We start from the raw sequence: 23,835 nt of genomic DNA on the forward strand, positions 1-23,835 counted from the left end.
CATGAAAAATAAAAAAATAATAATTATTGGGGTTTTGTCCCTGTTTACCGTTGGAAATATGAATGCACAAAAAAAGCCGTATCTGGATAAAAACAAAACTATTGAGCAAAGAATTGACTTGCTTTTGCCCTTGATGACATTGGAGGAAAAAGTGGGGCAGATGAACCAATACAATGGTTTTTGGGATGTTACGGGACCAGCTCCAAAAGGCGGAACGGCTGAATTAAAATATGAACATTTAAGAAAAGGATTAGTAGGATCAATGCTGACAGTTCGCGGCGTAAAAGAAGTTCGTGCTGTGCAGAAAATCGCAGTTGAAGAAACACGATTAGGGATTCCATTAATTATTGGTTTTGACGTAATACATGGCTATAAAACGTTAAGCCCAATTCCTTTGGCAGAAGCGGCAAGCTGGGATTTAGAAGCCATTAAAAAATCGGCGGCGATTGCGGCAGATGAAGCTTCGGCATCTGGTATTAACTGGACATTTGGACCAAATGTTGATGTTGCAAATGACGCACGCTGGGGACGTGTGATGGAAGGCGCCGGAGAAGACCCATATTTAGGAAGTAAAGTGGGTTATGCCCGAGTAAAAGGTTTTCAGGGAGAAACTACTGCGGATTTAGCCAAAGTAAATACAATAGCAGCCTGCGCGAAACATTTTGCTGCTTATGGTTATGTTGAAGCGGGATTAGAATATAATATTGTTGATATCAGTAATTCGAAATTGTACAATTCGGTTTTGCCTCCTTTTAAAGCGACTGTTGATGCGGGAGTTAGAACATTTATGAATTCGTTTAATACTTTAAATGGTGTTCCCGCAACCGGAAATGCCTTTTTACAAAGAGATATTTTAAAAGGAAAATGGAAGTTCGACGGATTTGTAATTTCTGATTATGCTTCAATTCGTGAAATGATTGCACACGGATATGCAAAAGATGAAACCGATGCAACTGCAAAAGCCGTAATTGCCGGTTCTGATATGGATATGGAATCGTATTTGTATGTCGCAAAATTAGTTGATTTAGTAAAATCAGGAAAAGTAAAAGAATCTTTGGTTGACGATGCGGTTCGACGAATTCTTCGTGTAAAATTTGAATTGGGATTATTTGATGACCCGTACAGATATTGCGATGAAAAACGTGAAAAAGCAGTAGTTGGAAGCAAAGCCAATAATGATGGCGTTTTAGATATGGCAAAAAAATCTATCGTATTATTAAAGAACGAAAAGAATTTACTTCCGCTAAAAAAATCAGGACAAAAAATTGCTTTGATTGGAGCTTTGGCAAACGATAAAAACAGTCCGCTGGGAAGTTGGAGAATTGCTGCAGATGATAATACAGCGGTTTCGGTTTTAGAAGGAATGCAGCAATATAAAGACAATCAATTGGTTTTTGAAAAAGGAGTTGATTTATTAAAACAAAAAGCAACTTTCTTAACAGAAACCGTTTTCAACACCACAGACAAAAGCGGATTTGAAGCTGCAAAAACAGCTGCAAAAAATGCTGATGTTGTCGTAATGGTTTTGGGAGAATACGGTTTTCAAAGCGGAGAGGGAAGAAGCAGAACTGATTTGAATCTGCCGGGTTTGCAACAAGAATTATTAGAAGAAATTTATAAAGTAAACCCTAATGTAGTTTTGGTTTTAAATAACGGACGTCCGTTGAGTATTCCGTGGGCGGCAGAAAATGTTCCGGCAATTGTTGAAGCGTGGCAATTAGGAACGCAAACCGGAAATGCTGTTGCGCAGGTTTTATACGGAGATTATAACCCAAGTGGAAAATTGCCAATGTCGTTTCCAAGAAATGTAGGTCAGGTGCCCATTTATTATAACAAATACAGTACAGGAAGACCAACAGACAGTGACAAAAATGTTTTCTGGTCGCATTATATGGATGTGGAGAAAACACCGCAATTTCCGTTTGGTTTTGGGTTGAGTTATACGAAATTCGAATATAAAAACCTGAAATTGAATAAAACTGCTTTTGCAAAAGGAGAAAATGTACAAGTAAGTGTTGAGGTTACAAACACTGGGAATTACGATGGAAAAGAAGTAGTTCAGTTATATATCCATGATGAATACGCAAGTATCGTTCGCCCGATTAAAGAATTAAAAGGTTTTGAGTTGGTAAGTCTTAAAAAGGAAGAAACGAAAACCGTAACTTTTACTTTAACAGATAAGGAACTTGGTTTTTATGATAATGAAGGAAATTATTTAGTTGAATCTGGAACTTTTAAAATTATGGTTGGAGGAAGTTCTGATAAAGGTTTGCAAGACGGTTTTGAGATAAAAGAGTAGATGTTTTTGCCACAAAGGCACTAAGGCGCGAAGTTTTTTTAATCTCGCAAAGTCGCAGAGTCGCAAAGTTTTTTTTTAAAATTTAAGATTAATAGCGTCCAGCTTTAGCTGGATGAAAAATATTAACGCAATCAAAAGGGCTTTAGCCAAACCTACAAAGTTTGGCTAAAGCCCTTTGTAACTTCCAATTTTAATCCCCTAGCTTAAGCTAGGGCTATGTAAAAAAAACTTTGTGTCTTAGTGTCTTTGTAGCAAAACAAAAGCATTATTTTTCTAACTTTAAATTCTATTAAAACTCCAACCTTTAAACTAAAACAATGAAATATAACAGATGCGGAAGAAGCGGTTTATTACTGCCTGAGATTTCCTTAGGATTATGGCATAACTTCGGTTCAGTATATAATTTTGAAAATGCCGAAAGTATTGCCGTAGAAGCTTTTGATAAAGGAATTACTCATTTTGATTTGGCGAATAATTATGGTCCGGTTCCGGGTTCTGCAGAGGAAAATTTTGGTAAAATATTATGGCATAATTTTCAGGGAAATCTGCGTGATGAAATTGTGATTTCTACAAAAGCTGGTTATACAATGTGGAATGGCCCTTACGGAGACTGGGGTTCCAGAAAATATTTATTGTCAAGTTTAGACCAGAGTTTGAAAAGAATGAGCATTGATTATGTAGATATTTTTTATTCGCACCGTCCCGATCCAGAAACGCCAATTGAAGAAACTATGATGGCACTTGATCATGCTGTTAGAAGTGGAAAAGCCTTGTATGTTGGAATCAGTAATTATTCGGCAGAGCAGACTCGTGTAGCGGTTGATGTTTTAAAACAATTGGGAACGCCTTGCTTAATTCATCAGGCTAAATATTCAATGCTGGAACGCTGGGTAGAAAATGGTTTATTAGATGTTTTAGAAGAAAAAGGAGTGGGCTGTATTGCATTTTCACCTTTGGCACAAGGACTTTTAACAGATAAATATTTAAACGGAATTCCCGAAAATTCAAGAGCACATAATCCAAACGGACATTTGAAAGAAAATGAAGTTACACAAGAAAGAATTCAGAAATTAATTCAGCTGAATGAAATTGCTCAAAACAGAAACCAATCTTTAGCACAATTGGCTTTGGCCTGGCTTCAAAAAGATAAACGAATTACTTCTGTTTTAATTGGTGCGAGTTCTGTAAAACAATTGTGTAATAATATTGATTGTTTGCAAAATACTGAGTTTACGCATGATGAATTGAATGCGATTGAGAAAATATTAGCGTAAATATATTTTTATAAAACACATTTCACACAATGCATATTGTAGAGACGCACAGCAGTGCGTCTACGTCCAGTTTACGTCGCGTATATTCTTTGCGGATAAGACGCACTGCTGTGCGTCTCTACGGAAGATAGGGATGAATAATATTTTTATTTTTTCAATTGTAAACGTCGCGTATATTCGTTGCGCATAAGACGCACTGCTGTGCGTCTCTACGTAAAATAGGGGCTGAATAATATGTTATTTATATTTTATAATATATTGACACAGACTTTTATATGTTCTTAAATTACTTATATGGTTTAAGATTCCTTTATTTTTTCAATTTCAAATTATAATCTTTTACAATTTTTAATGTCGATTTATCCGAAGAAAAAACAGAATTCAAACCTTGAGGTTCCTGCGGTGGATCTGTTGTTAACGGATCGCCGGGATTCCATTTTCCGTCTTTGTTAATTGCTTTTCCTTCACCGCCAAATCCCCAGAAATTTGCTGCTTGCAGCGGACCATTATTTTTAATGCTTTCGGCAACTCGGCTAAAAATATAATTGTAGAAAATATCCCTATTTGCTACGGAAGATCCTGCGATTAAATTTTCATTTTCTCTCGGCAGGCCAAATTCTTCAATAATAATCGGGCGTTTTAAATTGTTTGCGACTTTAATGTGATCGTCAATATATTTTCCGGCATTTTCTAAAGTTGTCGGAAGTGTTTTTTCGGCATTATCTGCTTTAAACCAATTCCAGTTTTTTGGCCAAATATGCATCGTCAAATAATCGATATTCGGATTCTGATGCGTGCGTTCAAAAATTTCCATGCTGTCATTTGAACTGTTTTTACCTTCAGAACCAGTCGAGATTAAGTGGTTTTTGTCTAAGCTGTCAATTAAATCGACAATGTTATTTAGCCAAACTGTGAATTTTGTTTCGTTTTCTGGAGTAAAAGTTCGGGGTTCATTTCCAACCTGCCACCCCATAATGGTATTGTCTTCTGTATATTTCTTTTTAGAATATGAATTTGTTCTGCTAATAATAAATTTCACATGATTTTCTAAACCTTTCATGCAAGGTTCGCAATTGTGAAATTGTTCTGTATACGACATAAATTGCGGCCAAGTATTAGGTGGAATTGCCGGAACCGGAATTGGACCTTTTCCATTCCATTCTAAATATTGTGACATTCCGCCAGACCATTCCCAGTTGTTTGTCAAATACAAAACGGCATACATTTTACGTTTGCTCATTTCACTGATTAAGAAATCAAGTCCGTCCAATAAATCTTCATCATATTTTCCCTGCTCGTATTGTAATGCCGGACGAACAGTAAAATCGTATTTCCCTCCATCACCGCCAACTAAAATTCTTAGATTATCGATTCCGTTTTTTTGCAGTAAATCAAGTTCGCGAAGTAACCTTTTTCGGTCACCCACTTTTTTTGAAGCTAATAAACTTCCGTACCAATAATTGGTTCCAATGTAAGCGTAGGGTTTATCACCTTTGTAAAATTGGTTTCCTTTTACAGTGATTTTTTCCTGCGCCTGACAAGCGATTGCGGAGAAAATTAAAGCAAAGCTGAGGTTTTTTAGAAATATGTTTTTCATATAATATTTTTTTAGTTGCTAGATAGATGGCACACTGATTTTACTGATTTGAACAGGTGAAAGCAGATTTTTTATTATTTACATTGTTTATAAAATAACCGTGAAAATCCGTTTCATCTGTTAAATCCGTGTGCCATCTAAACACAAGAATTATTTCGGCATTTCATACATTTTCGGCAGGGAATTCAATAATGCCGATTTTGTTTTGGTAGTAAAAGTTTTAAAATCTGCGGCATTTGAAACTGAACCATTTGGGACATAATATCCATCGCTGTTATTGTTCCAAAACATTACATAACTTATCTGAATATCATTTGCTGTTAAAGCATCATATAAATAAGTTGAAAACCAATTTACAACTGGCGGAATTGAACTTGTCACTCTGTAACCAGTTTCGGTTAAAGCGGCGATTTTTACTTTGGTTTTAGCAATGTCAGAGATCATTTTTAGTTTTGCATTGGCTTTACTGGAACCTGTTGCACCTTGATTATTGAAATCTCCGTAATTGTCCATTCCTAGAATATCGACATATTTATCACCCGGATATCGGCTTAAATAACTGCTTTCTGTTGTATATGAATTGTCAGGAGAAAAAGCATATAAAATGTTGTGAACGCCTTTTGTGTTTTTCAAATAATCAACGGTGAATTGATATGCTTGTTTGTATTCATCAGCAGTGCAGTAATTTGCACCCCACCAAAACCAGCTTCCGTCGAATTCATGAAAAGGCCTGAAAATTATTGGAATCAATTCGCCGTTTGAGCCTTTTAAGTTTAAAACTACGCTGGCCACTTTATCGAGTTTTTTCTTGTACCATTCGTGATTGGTTCCGCCGGGTAAAATACTTTTAAAAGCCGTTGCTTTTTCCTGTGCCGACATATCGGCGGCATAAAAAGATTCGTCTTTAAAAGGTTCTCTTATATGCCAGCTGAAAGTGTTTATTATACCTTTCGCGTAAGCGGCTTTAACATCACTTGTAATTTTTACTTCTTGCTGATAAAACCAGTTATCGGCTTGATTATTATTGTTTTTATCGGTAATAAACATAAAATCTGAACCTAAAACTGCCGGATCAAAACCTGTGTTTTTTTTGATGTCAGAATCTCCGCCTGCATCCTGATAAAAGCCATTAAAAGCATCTTGCTGACCAATGGCCACTTTAGTTTGTGCCAGTCTTTTTAAGTTGTAAAATAAAGCGGTGGTTTCTTTAGTTGCTTTTGCATCAACCATATAAGTTGGTACGTTTTGTGTTGTTAACGGATCGCTTTGTGTTGGCGGATCTACTATTATTATAGTTTCGTCTTCTTTTTCGTTATCTGAAGAACAGCTTGCAAATGCTAAAATCGATAAGCTTATGCGGGCTATTTTTAATATTGTTTTTTTCATCTCTTATTTTTCGGTAGTTCCTGAATTTTGTTTTAAATACTCTTCTTCTAAAAGAGTGGTAACTTTTACGTCATCAAAATAAATGGTGCCGTTGGTTTGTACGAGAGCAAGCATAATGCGAACTTTTTTTGCATCGGCTGGAATTTTTACCGTTTTTTTATAATTCGTCCATTCGGTTGTTCCTTTTACCTGGGCAAAAGTTTCGGATGTAATTTTTTTATCGGTTAAAGTTGTAAACTCTGCAATTGCTGCACCAGCTTTGTAGGCTTCTTTTTGCTCTTCGATACTTTCAGATTTAATCCAAATGCTGAATTCCAGAGCGTAAGTGTTTTTTGGGATGTTTATCGTTTGGTCAACGGCTTTCCACTCGGCACCAACAAACTGATTGATTGCCGCACAGCTTTTTCCTGATTTTTTATCATACGGAGTTATATAAGCCGCGTCGCTGCCGTTCCAGTTGACAAACTCATATTCAAAACCGGGATTTTTGACAAGGTTGCCTTGTTGTGCATTTGTTATTGTAGTTAGAAATAATAAACTAAAAAGAAAAAGTGTTTTCATAAGCAATATTTTTAATACAATTGATTGATTATTAGTGATTAAATATCATTTATAAAAAGAATTTTTAACACATAGAAACATAGATTTATATTTAACTTAAAAAAGATTAAAGAAAGAAACTAGTTTCTCACACATAGGCTATGTGTATTAGATACAAGTGAAACGCCTTTCAAGACAAAGAGAAGCTATGTTTCTATGTGTTCAAATTAATTTCACTCAACGATTTTAATTTTTTTAATCTTTTATTCTCTGAATCAATTCCATACAAGCGCGGCTGTTATGATAAGGGCATTTCCAGAATCCTGCTTTGTCTTTTTCTATTAAAGAATAATCTCTGTAAATTCCCCAAAACCATTCCCCATTTTTAAGATCGAGAATGTATTTTTTTATGAATTTCCAGTTTTTAAAAACGATTTCCAGATAATCTTCATTTCCGGTTAGTTGATAAGCGTTGTAAAAACCAATTAAAGCTTCGGCCTGAACCCACCAATGTTTTTCAGCAATTAATTCACTTTTTTCAGGATCAAATTCATACCATAAACCTCCGTCAGAATCTAAACCTTCTTTGGTAACTTCGGCAATTTGAACGGCGTGTTTTCTATAATTGGCAGCTAAATTTTCTTCTTCTAAAATCTCGGCGCATTGTAATAAAAGCCATGCCGCTTCGATATCATGCCCGTATGAAATAACGTCCGGTTTTTCGATCCAGTTTTCATCAAAAAATAAACGAAGATGCCCGGTTTCGGTATTTATAAAATGCTTTTCAATTGTTTGTAATAATTCGATGCTGTTTTTTCGAAGCGTTTCATCTTTCCATACTTTATACAAATTGGCATACGCTTCAATAATATGCAAATGCGTGTTCATTGTCTTTTTTTCGTTGGCATCTTTATCACTCAAACGCAAATCTTCAATAGGCTGCCAGTTTCTTGTAAAAGCTTCGAGATACCCTTTATTTACAGGGTCGTAACTGTGTTCCTGAATTTTGAAATATAAATTTTTGGCTATTTCTAGAGCTTTTTCATCTTTAGAAATAGCATAATATTCGGTTAAACCATAAATCGCAAACGCTAAGGCATAGATTTGATTTTTGGTATCTTTCGGTGTTTTATCAACATTTATACTCCAAAACAAACCTCCAAATTCAGCATCATAAAAATATTTTGAAAGAAAATCAAAAGCTCTTTCGGCAATCTTTTTATGATTTTCTTTTTTAGTGACTTGATAACTTGACGAAAATGTCCAAAGAATTCTTGAATTCAAAACAGCGCCTTTTTCGGCATTGGCAATTAAGTGATCGTTAAAATCAATCTGCCCAATAAAACCTTCGTTTTGAGTATCAAGCGTATGTTTTATCCAATAATTTAAAATAGAATCGAGTTCTGTTGTTAGTTCTGTTTTTAGCTGTTTTACAGTTGTACACACGATACTTAAATTGCGTTATTTTTTTCAATTTGATTGATTATAGTTTCTACTGAACCTGCAGAAATAAAAGTGTCTGCGGGAGTATTAATCACATAATCAACTAATTTTTCTACAGAAGAAACAGCAACGTGCATTCTTGTATCTGATGATGCGTAATAAACGTAAACAGTTCCGTCGGTATCTTCGATCCATCCATTTGAAAATAAAACATTCGATACATCGCCAACTCTTTCAATTCCTTCAGGTCCCATAAAATGTCCGGCTGGAACGTGTGTCACTTTCGAAATATCATTTAAATCGGTCATGAACATATACAACGTGTAGCGCAATCCTGCAGCGGTATTACGAACGCCGTGAGCCAAATGTAACCAGCCTTTTTCTGTTTTGATTGGGGCAGGGCCAAGACCATTTTTTAATTCATAAATGGTATGATATTGTTTTCCGAAGATGATTTTTTCTTCTTTTACAACTGGATTTGTCATGTCTTCAACATATCCTAAACCAATTCCGCCGCCGCTTCCAACGTCAATAAATCCGTCTTGCGGACGTGTATATAAAGCGTATTTTCCGTTTACGAATTCCGGATGCAAAACAACATTTCGCTGTTGTCCGGTATTTGAAATTAAGTCCGGTAATCTTTCCCAATTTACTAAATCTTTTGAACGTACGATTCCTGCGTTGGCTACAGCCGAACTTGTGTCACTTTTTGGTGCTTTTGGATCTTTTCTTTCGGTACAAAAAATACCATAAACCCAGCCGTCTTCATGGTTGATTAAACGCATGTCGTAGACGTTTGTATCTGGTTCTTCGGTTTGCGGAATTACGCACGGTTTATCCCAAAATTTGAAATTATCGACTCCGTTTGGACTTTCTGCAATGGCAAAAAAAGACTTTCTATCAATTCCTTCAACACGAACTGCCAAAAGATATTTTCCATTCCATTTCATTGCTCCGGCATTGAAAGCGGCATTTACGCCAATTCGTTCCTGCAAAAACGGATTTGTTTTTTCGTTTAAATCAAAACGCCAGTTCAACGGAACGTGAGATGCGGTAACAACAGGATTTTTATAGCGTTCATAAATCCCATTTCCAGCATTTTCTTCCGGAGTATTTTTTCGTTCGATTAGTGCTTTATGTTCTTTTTCTAATGCTGCTTTTCGATCCAGAAAAGTAGTCGAAGAGGTTATTGTTGTCATTTTTGATTCGGTATCTGATTTATTTTTATTTTGTTTGGTCTCTTTTTTCGTTTAAATCTTGTTCTATCGTTTGCAGTTTTTCTTCTGATAAAGGATAGAATAATATAAAAGCGACTGATATTGCGGCTGCGATTGCAGGGAGTATACTTAACATTAATTGAATTCCGTTTTGGGTTACGGCAGTTTGTTCCACATTGGCCTGAAAACCATAATAACCTAAAAGCCATCCGGTTCCGGCTCCGCCAATTGTCCATCCAAATTTTTGTGACATTGAGGATGCTGAGAAAACCAATCCGGTTGCTCTGCGGCCTTGTTTCCATTCAGAGTAATCGGCGCTGTCTGCATACATCGACCAGATTAATGGGAAAATACAGCCTGCACAAATGCTGATTAAAACCTGAAAACTCATAATTAGAAGAACATCTTCTTTTCCGAAGAAATAGAATGCTAAACTTAAAATTGAGGCAATTGCCATGGCACCAAAAAAGGTGTTCTTTTTACCCATTTTATTGGCGATAGGAGTAGCGATAATTACACCTATGATATTGGCAGCTTGTCCTAAAACCAAATAAATGGAAGTTGGCGTCATGTGAAAATCTGTTCCAAAAAGCGTGAAATCAAAATTTACAGAACTGCTTACATAATATTTAAAATAGTAAACTGCCGCACCGTCTCTGATGGAGTTGAAAACTAAAGTTCCGATTCCGGCGCCTAATAAAATCCACCACGGTTTATTTTTTAATAGATCTTTTAAATCTTCTTTTAAGTTGGATTGTTCGTTTTCGATAGGTTTTACTCTTTCTTTTGTAAAGAAAAAACAAGCCCAGAAAAATACTGTTGTAATTACTCCAAAAACAATAATTGTTGCCAGCCAGCCTGTTTTAGAATTTAGGCTTCCGCCGAAATAATTTACAAGCGGTTCAATTAACCAAAGTGCCAAAAGACTTCCGCCAAAGGCAAAAACCATTCTGTATGATGATAATGTGTTTCTGTCTTTTCGGTCAGATGACATTACGCCCAAAAGTGATGCGTACGGAACATTGATTAAGGAATAAATCATCATCATTAAGGAATAGGTTACGTAGGCGTAAATTATTTTTCCTTTTTCGTCAAAATCCGGCGTGTAAAAAGTTAAAACTCCAATTACGGCAAAAGGAATGGCAACCCATAAAAGATATGGTCTGAATTTTCCCCATTTAGTTTTTGTTCTGTCCGCAATGATTCCAACAATGGGATCAAAGCAGGAATCCCAGATTCTGGTAATCAAGAACATGGTTCCTACAACGGCAGGCGCCAATCCGAAAACGTCGGTGTAGAAAAACAAAAGATACATACTAAAGATTTTCCAGAACATTGATGACGCAGCGTCTCCAAGTCCGTAACCGATTTTTTCTTTTAAACTAATTTTGTCGTGCATTAGGCTTTTGTTATTTTGGGTGGTTAATTATTTTTGATGTTTCTGTGTGTTTTTTTGACGCGGATAAAACGGATTTACTTCGTAAAAACGCGGATAAAAACAGATTTTATTTTTAAATTCTTTAGAACGCAGATGACGCGGATTTTTAATTTTTAATTCTCAATTTTTAATTTTTTTTAAGTCTTTTTCAAATAAGGTTTTGTCTAGATTGTAATATTCTATAAAATCTTTTTCGCTCGTTTGACCTTTGAACGGTGCGTAATAATGCATTTTTTGTTCTTTTTCCTGCCAGCCGTGATTTCGCCATAATAAAACATAGGATATTTTATAATCACCAATGGCTTTTGAGAAAGTTCCTGTCCACCATTTTGGGTCTGGAATTGCTTCGTAACCCGCTTCGGCAACGGCAATTAGTTTATGCTTTTCTAAACCAATTTCGTTTAAGGTTTTTAGCTGATTTTGAACTTCTTGTATAAATTTTGTTCCTTCTTTATCATTGTTGTTTTGATACGAATCGAAGCTTAAGATATCGGCAAAATTATCTCCGGGATAATTCGTTAGAAAATCTTCTTTTGAGCTGAAACTTCCTGTGTTGTAAACATAAATTAAATTATGAACGCCTTTTTTCTGCAGGTATTCAAAGGTGAATTTCCATGCGGTTTTGAATTCTTCAGGAGTGCAATTTCCTTTCCCCCACCAAAACCAGCCTCCGGAAAGTTCATGATACGGTCTAAACAGAATTGGAATATTTTTTCCTTTTTTATCTTTTAAGGATAGAAGAAAATTCGCGGCTTTGTCTAACCATGCAATAAATTTTTGATGATTTTCTCCGCCCGGTAAAATGGTTTTTAGAGAATTTGGTGTATTATCCCACGCACTTTTTCCAGTTGCAGGATTATCAAAATGCCAGCTTATCGTTGAGATTCCGCCTCTTTCGTTGGCCTCAATAATATATTGTTTCATTTTAACGAGTGGAATTCCGTCTATATTATTGGTATCGTCTTTTTCTAAACCGGCAATATCCCAACCGTAAAGCGCAGGATAATCGCCCACAACATCTTTAATGTCGCTTCTTCCGTTTTCATATTTCCAGTTTACACCGTACGCTAAGTCGTCTTGGTGACCAAAAAGATAACCGCTTTGTGTAAGCTGGTTTAGTTTTTTATATAGTGAAATGGTTTCAGGTGTTGCTTTTTTATCTGAAAGTGACAAATTCGTATTACTATTAATAGACTGTGCAGAACATGAAGTTCCTAGTAATGCAGTGGCTAAAAGATTAAAAAAGTATTTTTTCATTTTTGAAAATATTGTTTTTCAGTGTGTTCTCAATTTCTGATTTGAAATTGTCAACTTGATTCTGAAACTGAATTTGTCTATTTGTGATTCGGTATTGTTTTCCTTATAAAATTATTAAAACTATAAAAAGTTTAAGTATTAAAAATGATTAATGTTTATTATTAATACTGATTTTGTAAAGTTGATAATTCTATTTTTCAAAGATAAATGTATGTTTATAGCGTAATTAATATTATTTTATCAATTATATATCATATTATTGCAGGAAAAAATCAACTGATATCATTTAAAAACAGTTTTAAGAGATGAGTACTGCTAAAAATTTTTATAGAGAAATCGCTCCGCTTTCTGCCGGAGATAGTTTTTTGGTGTTTGATAGAGTTAAAGATAGTTTTGATTTTCCGGTTCATTATCATCCTGAATTTGAGATCAATTTTATTTTAAACGGAAAAGGGGTAAGGCGTGTTGTAGGTGATAATATTGAAGAAATTGATAATGTTGAATTGGTTTTGATTGGACCAAATTTATACCACGGTTGGGAATTAAATAAATGTACCAATAAAAAAATACACGAAATTACGATTCAGTTTCATAATGATTTATTTCATGAATCTTTGCTGGCCAGACGTATTATGAATCCAATTCGGGATATGTTTAACAGATCTATTCACGGAATTTTATTTTCTAAAAAAACGGCCGAAGAATTGACGCCAAGATTGGTAAGGCTTTCTAAATTAGACGGTATGGACTATTTCCTGGAAATTACTTCCTTATTATATGATCTTGCCAATTCGAGAAATCAGCGATTACTTTCTACTTATACTGTTGATTATGATAAGTTTGATGATTATGATAAAATGAAATTGGTTTACGAATATGTGCAAAAACATTTTGCTGATAAAATTACTTTAGATGATGTGGCAAGTGTTGCGAGTATGTCAATAATTTCTTTTAATCGTTTTATTAAAAAACGTACGGGGAAAACTTTTGTCAATTATATTAATGATATCCGTATAGGATATGCTGCCCGCTGGCTTGTTGAAAAAGATATGAGCGTTTCTGAAGTGGCTTTTAAATCTGGCTTTAATAATATTGCGAACTTCAATCGTAGCTTTAAGGCTATTAAAAACTGCACACCTAGTCAATATCGTGAGGATTTTTCTGGATTAAAACGTATTTTGTAGTGATACTTTTTTTGCACGAATAAATATTATTTTTAACGAAAACGTTTGATTTTTACGATTTCGTTAACTTTTCTTTATAGATTATGGTTGTTAAGGGTAGCTTCATTGCGAATAATTCAATATTTATATAGTTTTATTTTATTATGTGTTTTTTTAAGGAGATATAGTAAAAATATTATCATTAAATGATGTAATACTATCGATTTGATAATCTCATCTGTTATAGATTTGTTAAATAATTTCGAAGTAAAAGTTACCCTTACTGCTGAATTATGAATTGAACAAATTTAAACTAACCAAACACTTATTATGAAAAAACTAATGACTAACTTTATTCATTGGAACGCTAACCACAGAGCGGTTCCTCTGATTTTATTTTTGTTGCTGACAAGTAATTATATTGCTGCTCAGAGTAAAGTATCGGGAACGGTATCTGATGAAAAAGGTTTATCGATTCCTGGTGCCAATATTTCGATAGCAGGATCAAAGACAACAACTTCAACTGATTTTGACGGAAAATATTCTATTGATGTTCCTGCAAATGGAACTTTAATCTATTCTTTTATTGGATTTAATACGCAAAGAGTTTCAGTTGATGGTAAAAAAACAATCAATGTAATTTTAAAATCAAGTGCTGAAGACTTAAAAGATGTCGTTGTAATTGGTTATGGTACACAAAAAAGAAAAGATGTAAACAGTGCAATTTCCAGTATTAGTTCAAAAGATATTGAAAACCTAAAAGTTGCTTCGTTTGATCAAATGATGCAGGGTAAAGCAGCGGGGGTTGTTGTAAATAGTAACTCTGGTGAGCCGGGAAGTAACGTTTCGGTAAGAATTAGAGGGGTTTCATCTTTAACAGGAACAAACGAACCTTTGTATGTAATTGATGGTGTGCCAATTTCGGGAGATGCAAGAAACTCATCAACTTCTGGAAGAAATGCTCAGGGAAATTCTAACTTTTCTAATAATGGTAATATCACGCAAAGCCCTTTAGCGCTAATTAATCCAAGTGATATTGAATCTATTGATATTTTAAAAGATGCTTCGGCAACTGCTATTTACGGTTCTCGTGGTGCTAATGGTGTTGTAATTGTAACTACAAAATCGGGTAAAAAAGGTACTGGTAAATTATCTTTCGAGAATTCTTATACTATAAGTAACCTGCCAAAGAAACTTCATTCAATGAATTTGCAGCAATATGCGGCGCATCAAAATGCTTTATCTTCAGTTTATGATCCAACTTCTTACAGACCAGAATTTGCTCATCCTGAACTTTTAGGAAAAGGTACTGACTGGCAGGACGCTATTTATGAAACAGGATTTATGAGTTCAAATCAGCTTTCTTTTTCAGGTGGTAAAGAAGGGGTTAATTACTATATATCAGGAGGTGTTTTAAATCAGGAAGGTATTGTAATAGAGTCAGGATTTAAAAGATACAATTTTAGAGCAAACATTGATGCTAAAGTAAATTCATTTATAAAAGTTGGAGTTAATGTTAGCGGTGCAATTACTGATGAAAAATTAACGCTAAACGGACAGTTTAACGGAGTTGTGGCGACTTCATTATTAGCAACTCCGGATGTTGCGGTTAGAGAACTTTCGGGAGCTTTTGCCGGCCCGCCTGCTGGTGGAGCAACATCATTTGTTAATCCGGTTGCGACTTCTTTATTAGGATCAAATACTTTGGTTAGAAAAAACTACTCAGGAAATTTCTATACTCAGGTTGATATCGTAAAAGGTTTGGATTATCGTTTTGAAGCAGGTGGTTATATATATGACAATTTAGGAGAAAGATTTGATCCAATGTATTCTTTGGGGAATGCTGTAAAAAGTTTTGCTAATTTATATCACAATCCTTCTACGGGTAATTCATGGAACTTAAAAAACATGCTTACTTACAGAAACACTATTGGCAGACATAATTTTACGATTCTTGCGGTTCAAGAGTCAAACAGAGCGCACTGGGAAGGATATACAATAACAGGTTATGGTTATAAAGATAATAACGATAAATCATTAGCGGCTTCTGATTTATCAAAAGCGGTTACAAGCGGAGTTTACTCAGGAACTCAGACTTTGGCTTCTTATTTAGGAAGGGTGGTTTATGATTTTGGTGATAAATACAGTGTTACCGGAGCAGTTAGAACAGATGGATCTTCTAAATTTTTCGTAGGAAATAAATGGGGTGTTTTTAGTTCTGCGAGCGGTTCATGGAAACTTTCTCATGAGGATTTTATGGAAAGTACCAGAAAGTATGTTGATAATATTAAGCTAAGAGTGGGCTGGGGACAAACTGGTAATAACCAGATTGGTAATAATTTATATGATTCTAACCTGCATTTAATTAATAGTACAATGGGAACTTCTTACCTGCCATCAAATACAGCTAATAAAGATTTGAAGTGGGAAACTCAGGAACAGACCAACTTAGGATTAGATTTTACAATGTTTGACTCTAAACTTTCTGCAACGATCGATGTGTATCAAAAGGTTTCTAAAGATTTCTTGTATCAGGTTCCTTTGCCAAACTTCCTTTCTGGAGGCGGTGATTATGAAGGTGGTGTAAATCCTCCATCTTTTAACCTTGGAAGTATGAAAAATAAAGGTATTGAGGTTACACTTAATTATACACAGCAATTCACGCCAAACTTTTCATGGAATGCAAGTGCAAACTTTACAAAATATGAAAATGAAGTTACGAATATGGCGGGCTTAAACATTGTAAAAACAATGGGAACATTGGCTTATAATACGGTAACAGTATCAAGAACTCAGGAAGGTTTACCAATTGGTTCATTTATAGGTTATCAAGCAACAGGAATTTACAGAACAGACGAGGATTTATTGACTTACGGTCACGAAACTGCTGGAGGAACAAGAGTTGTATTAAAAAACGGAACAAATTCATTATTGCCAAACTTTGTAAAAGGAGATGTTATTTATAAAGATCAAAACAATGATGGTATTATTGATACTAAAGATTTAGTTACAATTGGAAATCCAAATCCAAAATTCACTTACGGATTTACAAACAACTTTAAATACAAAAATGTTGATTTGTCTATTTTCCTTCAGGGAACTGCCGGAAACAAACTGATGAATTTAACTCGTATGTCTGGTACTTTGAATAGTAATTTAGGAACTAATTATTTAACTGATGCTGCTGATTTTTATTCTGCAGATAATTTAGATGCTTCACTGCCTAGACCTTCTGCTTATAATGATATCAACAATGCGGTTTCGTCAAGAATTATCGAAGACGGTTCTTACTTAAGAATTCAGAATGTAACTTTAGGATATTCACTTCCTTCTGACATCATCTCAAAAATAAAATTAACAAGATTAAGAGTTTACGCTTCTGGACAAAACTTATACACTTTTACCAAATATAAAGGATACGATCCTGAAGTTGGTTCTTATAATCAGGATGCATTATTATCTGGTGTTGATAATGGTCGTTATCCTGTGCCTAGACAAATATCTTTTGGTTTTAATGTTGAATTTTAATACGAAATTAATATGAAAAATATAATAAAAAGAGGTGGTGCCGTAGCTTTGACACTACTGATGTTAATATCTTCTTCTTGCTCTCAGGACTTTTTAGATGTGCCTGCAGAAGGAGTGCCAACAATAGGAAACTATTACGATTCTGATGTAAAGCTGGACAATGCAAGTAATGGACTTTACGGAATTGTTTGGTTTAATATGAACAAGGAAGGCTTTTATGGTATTACAGATGTTATATCTGGTAATATGTATGCGGGGCCTTATAATGAGTTTGGTAAATTTACAGACTTGAGTTTTACTAATTCACAGTCTTTTATTGGAGATTCATGGAGATCTTGTTTTGGAGCTGTTGCAAATTGTAACACCTATATAGGTTTACTGCCTCAAAGTGTTGGCCCGGATGTAAGCAGTGAGGCATTAAACAATGCTTTAGGTGAAATGCACTTTATCAGAGCTTTTTCATATTTCTTTTTGGTGAGATTATGGGGGAATGTGCCTATTATTGAAAACAATGCTGATTATTCTAAGAATTTTGTGATTCCAAGTAATCCTGTAGCAGACGTTTACACTTTTATAGAGAACGATTTGAAATTTGCAATTGCTAACTTAAGATCTAAAAACAGAGGTTCTGATTATGCTTCAAATGCACACGTTTCAAGCGGTTCTGCAAAAGCACTATTGGCAAAAGTATATTTATATCAAAAGAAATATGAATTGGCAAGAGCTTTGGCTCAGGAAGTAATCAACAGCGGAGAATTTAAATTATTAGGCGGAGATGAACTTCCAACTAAATCTTTTGCTGACTTATGGCTTCAAAAAAACAATAATAATGAAGAGTCTATCTTTTCATGGCAATGGACTGGTGCAGGAACGTACTTTGAAGGAAACTTTTCAAACACATTATTTGCTCCGGAGAACAGATTGGTTGAAACTTCCTATTCAGGACAAATTGCACCGTCTCAGGATTTAATTCATAATGTTTATGAGCCGGGCGATAAAAGAAGAGCGGAAACATTCATGCTTCCTGGAGATTATTATCCAAACTTAACGTATGCACAAACACTTGCAGTAGATTCTCCAAAACTTTTAGGATATACTTTTGAAGAAGAAAACGAAGCTCAGAATTCTGGAGCTGGTTTGAAAAAATATGTAATCGGAAAAGAAAATTTACCAATAACAGGACCATTCAACGCACCATTTAATGGAGAAAGCAGTATGAATAGTTATATGATGCGTTATGCTGAATTATTATTGATTCATGCCGAGGCTATTTTAGGTTCGCAAACCGGAAGCACTTCTGATCCTGCAGCCTTAAAATCATTTAATGCAGTTCGTAAAAGAGCGGGTCTGCCAATAAAAGCTTCTATTTCATTTGATGATATCTTTAAAGAAAGACGTGCAGAATTAGCTTGCGAAGGAGATTATTATTTTGATTTAGGACGTTTGCCATTTGCAAAAGCAAAAGCAATTTTAGAAGCTCAAAACAGAGGAGATAAAGAAACGCCAAAACACATTACAATTTCGGCAACAAATCTTTTACTGCCTTATCCGGCAGATGATTTAATTAAAAATCCAAAATTAACAGAAGTAGCACCGTATACTTTTAAATAATTTTTAAAAATAAAAATATGAAAAATATAAAAATTGTTTCGTTAGCAGCATGCATGGCATGGATGTTATCTTTAATGCTTTTTACTTCATGCTCAAGTGATGACAGCAGCGCTGAGGCTTCTACTGGTGCGCCTGTAATAGAATCTGTTATGCCTTCTGGATATAATGCAGATGGAACCCTGAAACCCTTAACTCCGGTAACATTAGTAGATCCAAAAAACTATTATGTAATTCACGGAAAAGGATTGCTTACCACAAAAAAAGTATACTTTAATGACTTCGATACTTATTTCAGACCAACATTTGTAACAGATACGGATATCATTATATTGGTAGATGAAGATACGCCTTACGCGAATGCTTCAAATCAGTTAAAAGTTGTTACAGATAGAGGAACTGTTGTCTATAATTTGACAGTTGCGCCTCCGGTACCTACATTTAGCGGTTTTAATTCTATCAATTGTGCAGAAGGAGATCAGGTAATTATTAAAGGTAAATATTTCTTAAATCCTGTAGTTACTTTGGCAGAAACAGCAACGCAACCTGCAGTTCCGGTTACCGTAGTATCTTCAACTTTAGAGCAGATAGTGGTAAAAATCCCGGCAAATGCAAATCACAGATATCTTTCTGTAGCTAATATATCCGGAGCAGCCGTATCAAAAGAAGCGATAGGAACAGCCTTGTATGATGATATGTTATATGGAATGCAATGGGGAGGCCCGTGGGCAGGAAAAGGCGTTAATTTTGCTTATGACAAAGATTCTTATCAGGGCGAAAAATCATGGCAGTGGGAATTTGGTCAATGGGATGGAGGAAACTGGGGTTTCAATGTCGATTTAACTCCATATAAAGCATTGCGTATTGCTATAAAAGGAACAAAAACCGGACGTGTTAATTTTAGTGTAAATGGCGGTGTAAATTATGTTTTACCTGTTACAAGTACATGGGTTTATCTTGAAATTCCTTTTAGCGATTTAGGAAATCCTACCAGTCTTACTATGCTTACATTCCAGGAATCAAATAATGATGGCGGAAATACGGTATTATTTGATGATATAGGATTCGTATTAAAATAAATAAAATTGCTTTTTTGAGTTAGTTTAAGATATTCCCTAATTGAAAAGTTAGGGAATATCTTTTTATAATGTCTTTTTAAATTTTATAAAATGAAGAAAATTATTTTAGGATTAGCTTTATGTGCTTCAATTTTCGGCTTCAGCCAGGGAAATAAACATACACAGGCAGCAGGGAAATTTGAAGGTTTAGCCATGACACCTCCAATGGGATGGAATTCGTGGAATACTTTTGCTACTAATATTGACGAAAAACTAGTAAAAGAAACAGCAGATATAATGGTTTCCTCCGGATTAGCTGCAGCGGGTTACAATTATATTGTATTAGATGACGGCTGGATGACGAGAGAACGTGATGCAAATGGAGATTTAGTTCCAGATCCAGTTAAATTCCCTAACGGAATGAAAGCGCTGATTGATTATGTACACAGCAAAGGTTTAAAATTTGGTTTGTACAATTGTGCCGGAACGCAAACTTGCGCCGGATATCCGGGAACTCGCGGTTATGAATATCAAGATGCTCGTTTTTATGCCAAACTTGGAATTGACTTTTTAAAATACGATTGGTGTAATACAAAAGGAATTACTGCGCCAGAAGCATATACAACAATGAGCAACGCATTAAAAACGGCTGGAAGACCAATTGTTTTCAGTCTTTGCGAATGGGGCGATAATCAGCCGTGGGAGTGGGGAAAACCTGTTGGAAATCTTTGGAGAATTTCGGGAGATATTTATCCTTGTTTTGACTGCGAATTCAAACATCCTGAAAATTGGTCATCCTGGGGATTTATGAAAATCGCCGAAATGCGAAAAGACATTCGTAAATATTCCGGCCCTGATCATTGGAATGATTTTGATATGATGGAAGTTGGAAACGAAATGAACGATACCGAAGATAAATCGCATTTTGCTATGTGGTGTATGCTTTCGTCGCCATTATTTACAGGAAACGATTATAGAAAAATGTCTAAAGAAACGCTGGCGATTTTAACCAATAAAGAATTAATCGCCGTAAATCAGGATAAATTAGGAATTCAGGGTTTCAAACATTCAGCAGAAGATGGTTTAGAAGTTTGGGTTAAACCTTTATCAGACGGAAATTGGGTAGTTACTTTTTTAAACAGAAGCGAGGTTTCTAAAAAAATTAATTTTGATTGGAAAAAGAATGCAATAAAAGATGTAGATTTCGGCTATGAAGCTGATTTTAATAAAACTACATTCAAATTAAAGAATCTTTGGACAAATAAAGATTCAGGAAATACGAAAAAGAATTTTACAGCAGAATTAGCTTCACATGATTGCATAACATTAAAATTGTCTCTTTAAAATTTAAATTTATGATGAGGTTTAAAAAATTAACTACAATTTTATTCTTATTAGTATGCTGCTTAGCACAAGCACAATTTGTGAAAAAACATGGACAATTAAGCCTTCAGGGAACTCAATTAGTAGATAAAAACAATGAACCCATTGTTTTGCGGGGATTAAGTTTTGGATGGCATAGTATGTGGCCAAGATTTTACAACGAAAAAGCCGTAAGCTGGCTCAAAAAAGATTTCAACTGTAATGTCGTACGCGCCGCGATGGGAATCGAACTCGGAGATTACTCTTATATGAATGATCCTCAGTTTTCAAAAGAAAAAATAGAAGCCGTAATAAACGGAGCCATAAAATCTGATATCTATGTAATTATCGATTGGCACAGTCATAATGTTAATTTAAAAGAAGCAAAAGCATTTTTTGCAGAAATGTCTCAAAAGTACTCTAAATATCCTAATATAATATATGAGATATTTAACGAACCCGATTATGAAACCTGGTGGGAAGTAAAAACCTATGCCGAAGAAGTAATACAGGTAATTAGAGAAAATGATCCAAACAATATTATATTGGTAGGATCGCCGCATTGGGATCAGGATGTTGACCTTCCGGCAGAAGATCCAATTTTAGGATACAATAATATAATGTATACCATGCACTTTTATGCCGCTACGCATGGCAAAGAATTAAGAGATCGTACGGATCAGGCGCTAAAAAGAGGAACTCCTATTTTTATCTCTGAATCTGCCGGGATGGAAGCTTCTGGCGACGGACCTTTAAATCTAAAAGCATGGCAGGAATATATTGACTGGATGGAATCAAAAAAGTTAAGCTGGATAACATGGTCAGTTTCAGATAAAGATGAAACTTGTTCCATTTTACAAAAAACGGCAAAATCTGATGGAAAGTGGAAAGATGAAGATTTAAAAGAATCCGGAATTAAGGTTCGTGAATTTTTAAGAAAATATAATACTCAAGAATAAAAAAAACTCTTTTATATAATCAAGGAAGCCTGTTCAAATTTGGACAGGCTTTTTTTGTTTTATGAACCATTTTTTGAGCCTTGAATTACATCTTCAATAGTTGTTTTTAGTGATTTATTTTTGTAGGAATTTTTCAATAAGCTTTGATGTTGTTGGTTTTTGGAAGATTAATGTCTTTATTTTTAGTTTTATGTTTTATTTTTAAATGTACCCCTAAAAAAATATGGGGTAATACTTTTTAAAAGTATTTTTAAGATGATTTTAACTCTTTTTTTAGTGTATTAATTTAGTTTAACCCTTGTTTTTTGGTTTAAAACATGAAAAATGTGTTGTTGAATTTTCAAAAACAAAACGCTATAAATGTCAAATAACGATTATTGGCAGTTTAATTTTTGTAATCCATAATTCTTCGCTATAAAAGCCAAAAAAGTACTTTCCAATTGTTCTACTCATACAAAAGTTAATAAATTCGCTAATGAAAATGAAGAGGTTTTAGGGGGAGATTCAAGGTTTTAAAAAATGACTTATACTATTAAATAGATATATAAACGATTAACTAACCAAAATCAAATTAATAACTAAAAACCAATTAACACATGAAAAAAGTATTTTACATTTTAGCTGCCACTTTAACGAGTTCTTTTGCTTTTGCACAAGAGGATGAAAAAGCAACTTCACCAGCAACTACATGGGGAGGGTCTGCGGACGCTTACTATAAATATGATTTTTCTAAACAAATGAACGGATTAACGAGCTTTACCAACTCTCAGGATTCGTTTGAATTAGGAATGGCTTCGATTGAAGCAAGTCATACTTTCGGAAAAGCTTCTGTTTTTGTAGACTTAGGTTTCGGAAAAAGAGCAGGAGAGTTCTCATACAATGAAACAACAGATAAAGATATAAACGCTAAATTTTTAATTAAACAATTATATTTCACTTACCAAATTACTGAAGAATTTAAAGTTGTTGCCGGTAGTTTTGGTACACACATAGGTTATGAAGTGTTAGATGCCGTAGACAATAAAAACTACAGTATGTCTTATGCTTTCTCTTATGGACCATTTTTTAATACTGGGGTTAAAGCACAATATACAGCTGGTAAATTCACTGCTATGTTTGGTATAACTAACCCAACAGATTTTAAATCGGCAATGGATGCTGGTTCTACTCAAAAAACATATATCGGACAAGTAGGTTTTGTGGGTGATACAGGAAGTGCTTATTTAAACTTTACATCTGGAAGTACAAATCCAATTCCTGGAAGTACAATTCCGGTATCAAACGAGAATAAAACTCAGTTCGATTTGACTGCTTCTAAAACAATAAGCGATAGTTTCGGACTTGGATTTAATGCAACTTACGCTAAAACGAAACATGATTTCGATAGTACTTTAGATGGAGAGTGGTTCTCATTAGTGGGATATGCAAATTATTCATTCAGCCCATCTTTGCTTTTAGCATACAGAGTTGAATATTTTGATGCAAAAGATGCTGCTCCAAGTTTAGGAACATTAACTGGATCTAATGTATTTGCAAACACAGTTTCATTAAACTATAAAGTTGGAAAACTAACAATAATTCCTGAGTTAAGATACGATGCTGCTTCTGAAGATATTTTCTTAGACAACGATGCTGCTCCAACAGGAGGATCATTCTTCGCCTTACTTGCTACAACATACTCTTTCTAGAGATAAAGATTGATATTT

At 34.6% G+C, this 23,835-nt stretch carries 16 protein-coding genes; 9 read left to right on the forward strand and 7 right to left on the reverse strand.

Features of this window, described 5'->3' with window-relative positions; genetic code table 11:
- The first annotated feature begins 1 nt into the window (after nucleotide 1).
- The gene (bglX, locus tag ACODSB_RS16140; RefSeq protein WP_488937793.1) at nucleotides 2-2,299 is read left to right on the forward strand and encodes a beta-glucosidase BglX; all 2,298 of its coding nucleotides are present in this window, start codon (nucleotides 2-4) and stop codon (nucleotides 2,297-2,299) included.
- A 317-nt stretch (nucleotides 2,300-2,616) separates the two neighbouring features.
- Nucleotides 2,617-3,573 (forward strand): aldo/keto reductase, encoded by a 957-nt coding sequence (locus ACODSB_RS16145; protein ID WP_488937794.1) that lies wholly within the window; start codon nucleotides 2,617-2,619, stop codon nucleotides 3,571-3,573.
- Nucleotides 3,574-3,883: 310 nt separating this feature from the next.
- On the opposite strand, the gene ACODSB_RS16150 is transcribed toward ACODSB_RS16145, so the two are convergent.
- From ACODSB_RS16150 to ACODSB_RS16180, 7 genes are all read right to left on the reverse strand, one after another.
- Nucleotides 3,884-5,170: a glycoside hydrolase 5 family protein gene (locus ACODSB_RS16150; RefSeq protein ID WP_488937795.1), complete on the reverse strand. Its 1,287-nt coding sequence runs from the start codon at nucleotides 5,168-5,170 to the stop codon at nucleotides 3,884-3,886.
- A 150-nt stretch (nucleotides 5,171-5,320) separates the two neighbouring features.
- Nucleotides 5,321-6,556, reverse strand: coding sequence for a glycoside hydrolase family 26 protein (locus ACODSB_RS16155; protein ID WP_488937796.1), 1,236 nt, complete (start codon nucleotides 6,554-6,556; stop codon nucleotides 5,321-5,323).
- Between the two features lie 3 nt (nucleotides 6,557-6,559).
- Nucleotides 6,560-7,117 (reverse strand): carbohydrate binding domain-containing protein, encoded by a 558-nt coding sequence (locus ACODSB_RS16160; RefSeq protein ID WP_488937797.1) that lies wholly within the window; start codon nucleotides 7,115-7,117, stop codon nucleotides 6,560-6,562.
- Between the two features lie 234 nt (nucleotides 7,118-7,351).
- Complete coding sequence (locus tag ACODSB_RS16165) at nucleotides 7,352-8,542, reverse strand: AGE family epimerase/isomerase (RefSeq protein ID WP_488937798.1); 1,191 nt, start codon at nucleotides 8,540-8,542, stop codon at nucleotides 7,352-7,354.
- 5 nt (nucleotides 8,543-8,547) lie between these two features.
- Nucleotides 8,548-9,738, reverse strand: a complete 1,191-nt coding sequence (locus ACODSB_RS16170) for a glycoside hydrolase family 130 protein (RefSeq protein WP_488937799.1) — start codon at nucleotides 9,736-9,738, stop codon at nucleotides 8,548-8,550.
- A gap of 25 nt (nucleotides 9,739-9,763) precedes the next feature.
- The gene (locus ACODSB_RS16175; RefSeq protein WP_488937800.1) at nucleotides 9,764-11,155 is read right to left on the reverse strand and encodes an MFS transporter; all 1,392 of its coding nucleotides are present in this window, start codon (nucleotides 11,153-11,155) and stop codon (nucleotides 9,764-9,766) included.
- A gap of 159 nt (nucleotides 11,156-11,314) precedes the next feature.
- Nucleotides 11,315-12,451, reverse strand: a complete 1,137-nt coding sequence (locus ACODSB_RS16180) for a glycoside hydrolase family 26 protein (protein ID WP_488937801.1) — start codon at nucleotides 12,449-12,451, stop codon at nucleotides 11,315-11,317.
- 305 nt (nucleotides 12,452-12,756) lie between these two features.
- Between ACODSB_RS16180 and ACODSB_RS16185 the strand changes: the two genes are divergently transcribed.
- The 7 genes from ACODSB_RS16185 (at nucleotide 12,757) to ACODSB_RS16215 (ending at nucleotide 23,817) form a co-directional block, all read left to right on the forward strand.
- Entirely contained in the window at nucleotides 12,757-13,635 is an 879-nt protein-coding gene (locus tag ACODSB_RS16185) for a helix-turn-helix domain-containing protein (RefSeq protein WP_053473839.1), read from the forward strand.
- 309 nt (nucleotides 13,636-13,944) lie between these two features.
- Entirely contained in the window at nucleotides 13,945-17,142 is a 3,198-nt protein-coding gene (locus ACODSB_RS16190; RefSeq protein ID WP_488937802.1) for a SusC/RagA family TonB-linked outer membrane protein, read from the forward strand.
- 12 nt (nucleotides 17,143-17,154) lie between these two features.
- Nucleotides 17,155-18,753 (forward strand): RagB/SusD family nutrient uptake outer membrane protein, encoded by a 1,599-nt coding sequence (locus ACODSB_RS16195; RefSeq protein ID WP_256635748.1) that lies wholly within the window; start codon nucleotides 17,155-17,157, stop codon nucleotides 18,751-18,753.
- A 17-nt stretch (nucleotides 18,754-18,770) separates the two neighbouring features.
- A complete protein-coding gene (locus ACODSB_RS16200) occupies nucleotides 18,771-19,829 on the forward strand; it encodes a hypothetical protein (protein ID WP_256635747.1) in 1,059 nt (352 codons plus the stop codon).
- 90 nt (nucleotides 19,830-19,919) lie between these two features.
- The gene (locus ACODSB_RS16205) at nucleotides 19,920-21,152 is read left to right on the forward strand and encodes a glycoside hydrolase family 27 protein (RefSeq protein WP_488937803.1); all 1,233 of its coding nucleotides are present in this window, start codon (nucleotides 19,920-19,922) and stop codon (nucleotides 21,150-21,152) included.
- 11 nt (nucleotides 21,153-21,163) lie between these two features.
- A complete protein-coding gene (locus ACODSB_RS16210; RefSeq protein ID WP_488937804.1) occupies nucleotides 21,164-22,129 on the forward strand; it encodes a glycoside hydrolase family 5 protein in 966 nt (321 codons plus the stop codon).
- Nucleotides 22,130-22,725: 596 nt separating this feature from the next.
- Nucleotides 22,726-23,817, forward strand: coding sequence for an outer membrane beta-barrel protein (locus tag ACODSB_RS16215; protein WP_488937805.1), 1,092 nt, complete (start codon nucleotides 22,726-22,728; stop codon nucleotides 23,815-23,817).
- The last annotated feature ends 18 nt before the right edge of the window (nucleotides 23,818-23,835 follow it).

This window comes from Flavobacterium sp. FG68 (genome assembly GCF_057808895.1).